The organism is Archangium sp. (genome assembly GCF_036389735.1).
In the GTDB taxonomy this organism is placed as follows: Bacteria; Myxococcota; Myxococcia; order Myxococcales; family Myxococcaceae; genus Archangium.
Genome location: NZ_DASVWK010000162.1, coordinates 1 through 9,222, shown reverse-complemented (window position 1 = coordinate 9,222; position 9,222 = coordinate 1). Strand labels below are relative to the sequence as shown.

Below are 9,222 nucleotides of genomic sequence, written 5' to 3'. Positions count from 1 at the left end.
CCGTTTAACCGGTTTTCAAATTTCCAGCAGGAGCCGAGTGGGGTCCTCGATGCAGTCCTTGATGCGCACGAGGAACTGCACCGCCTCGCGACCGTCGATGAGGCGGTGGTCGTAGGAGAGGGCGAGGTACATGATGGGCCGGATGACGACCTGGCCGTTGCGGGCCACCGGGCGCTCCACGATGTTGTGCATCCCCAGGATGCCCGTCTGGGGCGGGTTGAGGATGGGGGTGGAGAGCATCGAGCCGAAGGTGCCCCCGTTGGAGATGGTGAAGGTGCCGCCCTGGAGCTCGGTGAGCGTCAGCTTGTCGTTGCGCGCGCGCAGGCCGTAGTCGCCAATCTTCTTCTCCAGGTCCGCGAGCGACAGGGTGTCGGCGTCACGCACCACGGGCACCACGAGGCCGCGCGAGCCGCTCACCGCCACGCCGATGTCGTAGTACTTCTTGAAGACGACCTCCTCGCCCTCGATCTCCGCGTTGACCTGCGGGAAGGCCTTGAGGGCGTCGACGGCCGCGCGCACGAAGAAGCTCATGAAGCCGAGCTTGATGCCGTGCTTGGCCTGGAACTTCTCGTTGTACTGCTTGCGCAGGTCCATCACCGCGCCCATGTCCACCTCGTTGAAGGTGGTGAGGATGGCGGCGTTGGACTGGGCCTGGAGGAGGCGCTCGGCCACGCGGCGGCGCAGCGGCGTCATCTTCACGCGCTCCTCGCGGTCGGCGCGCGGGCGCGGACCGGAGGGGACGGCGGGGGCCGGAGCGCGCTGCGGGGCGGCGGGCGTCTCGGCCGGACGGTTGATATGCCCGAGCACGTCCTCCTTGGTGATGCGGCCGCCGGTGCCGGAGCCCTTGAGCTGGTCGATGTCCAGCTTGTTCTCCTCGGCGATCCTCCGGGCGGTGGGCGTCATGCGCGCATCGCTGGAGGTCTCGACGGGAGCGGCGGCCACGGGGGCGGCGGCCACGGGAGCCGGAGCGGGAGCGGCCGCCTTGGGGGCGGAGGCGCCAGCGCCGGCCTCGATGGTGCCCAGCACGTCGCCCACGCGCACCTTGTCGCCCTCGTTGAAGGCGATGGTGGCGATGGCGCCGGCGGCGGGAGCGGGCACGTCGATGGTGACCTTGTCGGTCTCCAGCACGACGAGGGGCTCGTCCGCGCTGACGGCGTCGCCCTTCTTCTTGTTCCACTTCCCGACGACGGCTTCAGTGATGGACTCGCCCAGGGGCGGGACTTTCAAATCAACGGCCATTCTTGGTTCCTCGGAGGATGGCTTCCTCGACGATGAGCTGCTGCTCCAGGTTGTGCGTCTGCGTGAAGCCGGTGGCGGGGCTCGCGGCTTCAGCGCGCCCGATGTAGCCGAGCTTCACCGGGTTCTGGGCCCGAGCGGCGGCCAGGTCGTGCAGGCGGGGGAAGACGAAGTGCCAGGCGCCCGAGTTGCGAGGCTCTTCCTGGACCCAGAAGATCTCGGTGAGCTTGGGCATGTTCGAGACGAGCCCCGCCAGCTCGTCGAAGGGGAAGGGGTAGAGCTGCTCCACGCGCACGATGGCGATGGAGTGGTCCTTGCGCTCGTCCCGGGCCTTGACGAGGTCGTAGTAGACCTTGCCCGAGCACAGCAGCAGCCGCGTCACGCCCGCCAGGTCCACCTTGTCGGCGATGACCTCCTGGAAGGTGCCGCTGGCCAGCTCGTCCAGCTTGCTCGTCGCCTCGGGGCGGCGCAGCAGGCTCTTGGGCGACATGATGACGAGCGGCTTGCGCAGCGGGCGCAGCACCTGACGGCGCAGCAGGTGGAAGATCTGCGCGGGCGTGGTGGGGTAGACGACCTGGATGTTGTCCTCGGCGCTCAAGTTGAGGAAGCGCTCCAGCCGGGCGCTGGAGTGCTCCGGACCCTGGCCCTCGTAGCCGTGCGGCAGGAGCATGGTGAGGCCGCTGAGCCGCCGCCACTTGCTCTCCGCCGCGGCGATGAACTGGTCGATGATGATCTGCGCGCCGTTGGCGAAGTCACCGAACTGGGCCTCCCAGAGGACGAGCCCGTCGGGCACGTCGAGGCTGTAGCCGTACTCGAAGCCCAGCACGCCCATCTCGGACAGGGGGCTGTTGAAGACGTCGAAGTGGCTCTTGTCGGTGTGGAACTGCCGCAGGGGCACGAACTTCTCGCCCGTCTTCACGTCGTGCAGCACGGCGTGGCGATGGGTGAAGGTGCCGCGCTCGCTGTCCTGGCCGCTCAAGCGGATGCTGTAGCCCTCGGAGAGCACCGTGGCGTAGGCCAGCGCCTCGCCCTCGCTCCACTGGATCTCCTCCGTCTGGAGCATGGCCTGACGCTTCTTGAGCACCGTGCGCTCCACGTCGCGGTGGACGTTGAAGCCCTCGGGGGCCTCGGACAGCTTCTTCAGGGCGCCGCGCAGCGTCTCCTTGTCCACGGCGGTGACCACCGGGGGGACGCCGTTATGCTGCCCGCCCTTGTAGGGGGCCCACAGGCCCTCCAGCGCGCTCGGCTCCTTGAACTGGCTCTGCGCGCGGGCACGGGTGAGCGCCGCGTCGAAGTCCTGCATGCAGCGCTGCTTGATGGCCTCGGACTCCTCGGCGGGGATGCGCCCCTTCTCCGCGAGCTGCTGGGCGTAGCGCGTGCGCACCGAGGGGTGCTTGCGGATGATGTCGTACATCTCCGGCTGGGTGAACGAGGGATCATCGCCCTCGTTGTGGCCGAAGCGCCGGTAGCAGACGAGGTCGATGACCACGTCGCTCTTGAAGGTCTGCCGGTACTCGGCGGCCAGGCGCGCCACGTGGACGCAGGCCTCGGGGTCATCCCCGTTCACGTGGAAGATGGGGATGTCCAGCATCTGCGCCAGCGCGGTGGAGTAGATGGAGCTGCGCGAGTCGGACGGGTCGGTGGTGAAGCCCACCTGGTTGTTGATGACGACGTGCAGCGTACCGCCCGTCTCGTAGCCCTTGAGGCCCGCCATGTTGAGCGTCTCGGCCACCACGCCCTGGCCGATGAAGGCCGCGTCGCCGTGGATGAGCAGCGGCATCACCTTGGAGCGGTCGGTGTCCCCGCTGCGATCCTGCTTGGCGCGCACGCGCCCCTCCACCACCGGATCCACCGCCTCCAGGTGGCTGGGGTTGAAGGCCAGCGACAGGTGGATGCCCTTGCCGCCGCGCGTGGTGTGATCCGAGCTGAAGCCCATGTGGTACTTCACGTCGCCCCGGCCCATGTGCTGCTTGGGATCGATGGGGCCCTCGAACTCGCTGAAGATCTGGTCCGGCTTCTTGCCCAGGGTGTTCGTCAGCACGTTGAGGCGGCCGCGGTGGGCCATGCCGACGACGACCTCCTTGAGGCCCAGGTCACCGCCCATCTCGAGCACGGCGTCCAGCATGGGCACCAGGGCCTCGCCGCCATCGAGCGCGAAGCGCTTGGCGCCGATGAACTTGGTGTGCAGGAAGTTCTCGAAGCCCTCGGCATAGGACAGCTTGGTGAGGATGTGGCGCTGCTCGTCCACCGTGAACTGGGTGCGGTTCTCGGTGAACTCCATGCGCCGCATCAGCCAGCGCCGCCGCTCGCTGTCGAGCATCTGCATGTACTCGACGCCGATGGAGCCGGTGTACGTGCGGTGCAGGCGGGCCAGCAGATCCTTGAGCTTCACCCGCGTCTGCACGAAGACGTTGGAGCTCTCCACCATCTGCTCCAGCTCGGCGGTGGAGAAGTGCTGGTCGTCCACCATGCCCATGTCCGCCACGTGCTCCAGGGGCGGGCGCGGCCGGCCGAGCGGATCCAGCGTCGCGCGCAGGTGTCCGCGCAGACGGAAGGCCGAGATGGCCTGATCCACCTGGGACTGGAGCCTCATGTCCTGCTGGAAGGCCACCGTGGGGGCCGTCTGCGGGGCCGTCGCCACCGCGCCGCCATTGGGCACGGGTGGCTTGGCGCCCTTGCCCTCCTTGCCCGGGACGACGGGGGCGGGCGGCTCGATGAGGGTCTTGTTGTAGATGGGACGGCCGGCGCCGTCGTTGCGCTCGAACACCTCGCGCCAGCTCGGGTCCACGTTGGACGGATCCTCGAGGTAGCGCGCGTAGAGCCCCTCGATGAAGTCGATGTTTCCACCGGAGAGGTACGAGTCCTGGAATTTCGCCATGGCGTGCTGTCTTTTACTGGCTTGTGGGGGGGGTGGGGAATTTATGTCAAACCGTCGTCGGAAACCGTCATGCACCACGTGAGCGCATCTTCTGCCCGGGGTGCTCGGAGAACCCTCGCTCGAGCAGCTTCCGACCTCTTCCGTCCGAGGCCGAGCGGAGCGCTCCTCGACGGGCAGATGGGAGGGTGGCTAACGCCCTGCTTTCCTTTGGAAAAGGGCCCTGGCGATGCTCCCTTGCCCTGCTTCCAGTCGACTGGAAGCGATGTGTGTTGGTGTGGGAGGCTTCCAGTCGACTGGAAGTGGAGTCCGCCGAGCGCCCTGTTCGCGCGCATGGCCAACGGCCCGTGTCATGCTACGCTGCCCCACCTGGGAGGTAGCGCGCATGCGGCAGGCCGAAGCGGGGGGAAAGGGGGACGCGCGGTGGGCTCTTGAGGCATGGCGGCGGCAACGGCACCGACGGCTCATGAGGAAGGGGGCGCGGGAGGACTTCCTTCCGCGGGAGGGCATGGGGGTGGGGGGCTGGGTGCTGGAGGCGCGTCTGGGGGCGGGCGGTTACGGCACCGTGTTCCGGGCCCAACGCGGCGGGCGGCTGTTCGCGATGAAGTTCATCTTCCTCCCGCAGGTGGGGAGCCTGGCCTGGCGCGAGCTGGAGGTGACGCTGCGGCTGAGCCGCGTGGGCATGCTGGAGGTGGAAGGCCATGGCTACTGGCCGCCCGAGGAGAAGCTCTTCCTCTTCATCGTCACGCCGTTCGTGCCCGGGCTGCCACTGGACGAGTGGGCCGAGCGCTCCAACCTCAATGCCCGGCAGGTGGTGCACCTCGGGGGGGCGCTGGGCGAGCAGTTGGGGCTGGCCCATGCGGCCGGAGTCGTGCACCGGGACCTCAAGGGTGCCAACGTGGTGGTGAGGGAAGGAGACGAGTACCCGGTGCTGGTGGACTTCGGCATGGGGACGTGTCCTGGCTCGCTGGAGGTGACGGGGGGCCTGCTGCCGTGCTCGGCGCGCCTGCGCGCTCCGGAGGTCTGGCGCTTCCGCCGCGAGCGGGGGCGCAACGAGGGGTACGAGGCGAGCGCCCGGGACGACTTGTGGGCGTTGGGCGTGCTGCTCTACTGGCTGCTGACGGGCACCTGGCCTTTCGACGGCAAGGGGGAAGAGGAGGTGGAGGACGCGGTGCTGCACACCGCGCCCGTGGCGGCCCACGTGCGCAACCCGCGTGTGCCCCCGGCGCTGTCGGCCGTGTGCCTGCGCATGCTGGAGAAGGCACCGGAGGCGCGCTACCCGGACACGGACGCGGTGTGCGAGGCGCTGGAGGTGGCGCTGGCCGGGGCGGACGCGAGCTGGGAGGTGCCGCTGTGCGAGGCGTGGGCCCCGGACAACGCCACCACCCAGCGGGAAGGGGCGTTGGACCTGGAGCGGAGTCTGGCGCGCGATCGGCGGTTGGTGGCGTACGCGCGTACGCACCCCCGGCGCGGGCCGGTGCCCGGGGCCCCTGCCGTGGGGACTGTCGTCGGGGAGTCGGTGGTGCTCGCGCCCGGGCCGGGCGGAGCGGGCCCGGCGGTGGCCTCCCGGTACACGCGCGCGGCGTGGGGCCGAGCGCTGGTATGGGGGGCGATGGGGCTGCTCGCCGCCTTGCAGGTGCACGCCGGGCCCGCTCTGTCCTGGGAGGCCGCGACGTCCGGCCAGGAAGTGGCGCCCCCGTGGGAGGCACTGGAAGGTGAGGGGGGCGCGGCGCCCGCGTGGGCGACAACCCCCACGCCCGTCGCCAGCGCGACGCTTCCCGAGGACACGTCCGTGAAGACTCGACGCGAGGACTCCGGTCCCCAGCAGAAGCAGCCACAGAAGCAGCGCCAGGGACGCAACGCCGTCGCCAGCGCCCTGTGCACCGCCGCCGTGGGGGCCGTCGCCGCCGGTTGCCCCGGCGCCCAGGTGCGCGACCCCCCCAAGCCCGAGGCGTGCCCGGCCGGCTCCCTGGAGGCCATGAAGCAGTTGGGCATCCGTACCGGGGACATTGCCATGGGCAAGCTCCCGGGTGGGCCATGGGAGAATTTCGTCCCCGTGCACGAGGGGTCGGGCGCCCGGCTCACATTGAGAGAGCGGTTGGGGCAACTGGAGGTGGACACGGTGCTGGCGGGCCATCTCATTTTCGGCAAGGAGCGCGTGTACGGCCGCTTCACCGAGGCGCACACTCCGGGGGGGGACACCTACTCCGTCTGTCTGGAGGCATGGGGCATCTGGCAGTATGCCCTTGTGCGGGGGCTTCCCCGGAAGCCGGACAAGGGCGGACCGGGCACCGCGACGGTCACCGCCGTCCCGGAGGTGAAGGCCGTGGAGCGCTTCGAGTAGGACGGCACGAGCGGTCAGTGGCGAGAGGCCGGGAAAAGGCAGGGGTCGACTTCCTGGGTCCCTGCTACCCTGCTCCACTCCGGAGGTTTCATCCCCTTGCCCGCTCCGCACTCCGCCGCGCTCCCTCTGCTGCTGCTCCTCGTGGGGGCTCCCGCTGCCGGGGAGCCCTCCACTCCCCCCGGGGAGATGGCGGACGCGCCCCGCCTCGTCACGCTGTCGGCGACAGCGCCGAAGCAGGTGGCCGAGTTGCCCATCAAGCCGGGACGCCTCACCACGTTTCTCCTGGGGGCGCCCCTGAAGCTTTCCGGAGTGGAACTGGAGGCGCGGGAGGCCTTCTCCCGCGTCACCGTGTTGGAGGACATGCTCACGGTGTTGCCGTCCAGCGCCCTGGAGGTGGGGCGGCGGCTGAAGCTGCGGCTGCGTTTCGTGGAGGGGACGGTGCCGGCGAGCGCGGACTTCCTCTTGGTGGTGAGCCCCTCGCACGCGCAGCCGCAGGTGGAGGTGAACCTCCAGCCGGGCCCGCCATGCTCCTCCTGGCAGGAGGCCGAGGCGGAGCGCATCAAGCTGCGGCAGGTGCAGGCGGAGTTGGAGCGGGAGCGCAAGAAACCGGACGGGCTCACCGGCCTGCTCGCCAACGGGCAGGTGGACGAGACGGGCCTCACCGCCCGGCGCCTGGAGCTGGAAGAGGGCTTCACCCAACCGCCCGGACAGCCTCTCAAGGTATGGAAGGCCAGGAGCTACCGCGCCCGGGGCGTGGTGGCGCTGGTGCTGTGGGTGGACAACCGCTCCTCACGGCCCTGGACGGTGGCGGGAGCGGCGCTGGTGGGCGAGGGCGGTGTGCGGCTGAAGGTGACGCGGGTGTGGCCGACAGAGCCTCTTCCTTCCGGCGCGGAACAGCAGCGCGTGGTGGCGGAGGCCGAGGTGACGGAAGCCCAGGCCCGGGACCGCTTCACCCTCTCGCTCTGGCAGGAGGGAGAGCCTCCCAGCGTTTCGCTGGATGGAGTGACGTTCCCGTGAGCGCCGGGTGCAGTTCAGTTCTACTCGAGTAGAAGTGAAACGCACCCGACCCGAAGAGCACCTGCTCGCGTCACTCGCCGGGCTCGGGCCGTTCGATGAGACCGGCCCGGTCCAGCAACTCGCGCACGCGAGTGGTGAAGGACACATGCTCGGGGTTGTTCGCCGTCATGCGCTCGGGGGAGAGGACGAGGAGCCAGCCCAGGGTGCCCACGGGGGTGATGCGCACGGGCGCGGGCAGCGGGGGCAGCTTGCCCAAGCGGTGCGACAGGTACGTCAGCCAGCCCACCCGTACCTCCCTCTTCCGTTTCTGGACGAGGTCCACCATCTCGGTCGAACTGACAATGGCGAAATCGGGGTCCCACGCCGTGGCCACGCTGGTGAGCACCTCGGTCAGCACCGGGGTGCTCAAGATCCTCTCCGCTGCCGGCCCCTCATCGGGTGGGTCGATAATGCAGGTGTTTCCCGCCCCCCAAGGTGAGTATTCACCGCAGTGAAGTTCGATGCGGGTCCGTTCCTTCTTCGCATTCCACACGTGCACCATGAAGCCCAGGTGTTCGATGACCTCCTTGCCAACGTCCGTGCGGTTCCTCCCGCGCAGGAACAACTGCTCCCACTCTTCGACTTCCGGGCGAACCGGGTAGCCTGGCAATTCTCGGGGGAACCCGCGCCCTCCCCGGTACCATTGGGCGAACATCGGGTCACACCGCGCCAGCATGTGGAAGAAGAGCTCCGCGCGCCGGGCACATTCCCTCGCCGTCTCCTTCCGAGGTCCCCAGTACGCCCCCACGTAGTACCACTCGAACATGCCTGCTCCTCACCGCGCCGCCGGCGTATGGCGGACTTCGATGTTGGTCCATCCTCTATTCTTGAAAAGAGCGCGAAGAAAGTTGGCGAACTCCACTTCGGCCACGTGCCAGACCAGCGGCAGCTTCAGGGCCTCGGCGAGTTCCGACTGTCGCCTCGCCTGCTCCAGCAGACCCGTGAACCCCTCCTTGGTTTCGAACCAGGACTGGGCCTTCCCGCCCTTCGTGAGGAAGCTCTTGTAGCCGCGTCCCTTGGCCTCGAGCAGTGCCAGACCATTGAAGCCGTCGAACTCCACCTTGCCCACCATGTACACGTACCAGGCGGGCCGGCCCGTTATCTGCTCCTGATACTCCAGGGAGCGCTTGGACTCGGTGGTGGACGTCTTGTACGTCCACTTGCCGGGCCCCTGGGCCGAGGCTGTCTGGGAGGACTGCCCTGCCGTGCCGCTCGGGCCGCCGCTGCTCCCCTGACCCCTGCCCGCCATGTGGAGGATGGAGAGGGCTCCGAGGTCCACGGTCACCGTGCTCGCCGTCGTCCCCGCCGCCACCACGGCTCCGCCCAGCACCAGCTCGCCCCGGACCGTGAGCGACAGCACTGGCAGTTCCGCCCCCAGCCCGCCCATGCGCCCCACCGTGGCCTCCGCCCCTCCGAGCAGCATGAGGACGTGCGTGGACAGGCGTGCGGCCTCGCGTATCTGGTCCTCCCGGGACATGGCGCCGTAGCGCGCGAAGTATTCGGGCGAGGAGGCAATCAGGTGCGCCAGCGTGGTGGGCAGCTGCCCCAGGTCCTCCAGCGTGCGGATGGGGTGGCGGATGGAGTGCGCCAGCGCCAGCGCCATCTCCGCCAGGGCCTGCTGGCCTCCGTCGAGCGCGGCGTTGAGCACGTCCCGCCCCAGCCCCAGCTCCGCCAGGGGCGGGCCATCCGCGCGCCGCAGCGCCTCGGTGGC

The 9,222-nt window shown here is 69.3% G+C and carries 6 protein-coding genes; 2 read left to right on the top strand and 4 right to left on the bottom strand.

Annotated elements, in window-relative coordinates:
* Positions 1-15 precede the first annotated feature (15 nt).
* Together odhB and VF794_RS06160 are read right to left on the bottom strand one after the other, a co-directional pair.
* The gene (odhB, locus tag VF794_RS06165) at positions 16-1,239 is read right to left on the bottom strand and encodes a 2-oxoglutarate dehydrogenase complex dihydrolipoyllysine-residue succinyltransferase (protein WP_331108252.1); all 1,224 of its coding nucleotides are present in this window, start codon (positions 1,237-1,239) and stop codon (positions 16-18) included.
* Positions 1,229-4,114 (bottom strand): 2-oxoglutarate dehydrogenase E1 component, encoded by a 2,886-nt coding sequence (locus VF794_RS06160; RefSeq protein WP_331108251.1) that lies wholly within the window; start codon positions 4,112-4,114, stop codon positions 1,229-1,231. Before VF794_RS06160 ends, odhB begins: the two co-directional genes overlap by 11 nt.
* Before the next feature lie 463 nt (positions 4,115-4,577).
* Between VF794_RS06160 and VF794_RS06155 the strand changes: the two genes are divergently transcribed.
* Together VF794_RS06155 and VF794_RS06150 are read left to right on the top strand one after the other, a co-directional pair.
* On the top strand, positions 4,578-6,455 hold the full coding sequence (locus tag VF794_RS06155) for a serine/threonine-protein kinase (protein ID WP_331108250.1): 1,878 nt from the start codon (positions 4,578-4,580) through the stop codon (positions 6,453-6,455).
* Positions 6,456-6,551: 96 nt separating this feature from the next.
* Entirely contained in the window at positions 6,552-7,472 is a 921-nt protein-coding gene (locus VF794_RS06150) for a DUF2381 family protein (RefSeq protein WP_331108249.1), read from the top strand.
* Between the two features lie 70 nt (positions 7,473-7,542).
* Here the strand turns inward: VF794_RS06150 and VF794_RS06145 are convergent, their stop codons facing one another.
* Complete coding sequence (locus tag VF794_RS06145; RefSeq protein WP_331108248.1) at positions 7,543-8,277, bottom strand: Imm52 family immunity protein; 735 nt, start codon at positions 8,275-8,277, stop codon at positions 7,543-7,545.
* Positions 8,278-8,286: 9 nt separating this feature from the next.
* Positions 8,287-9,222, bottom strand: a 936-nt coding sequence (locus tag VF794_RS06140; protein WP_331108247.1) for a Tox-REase-5 domain-containing protein, incomplete at its 5' end; no start/stop codon positions are given.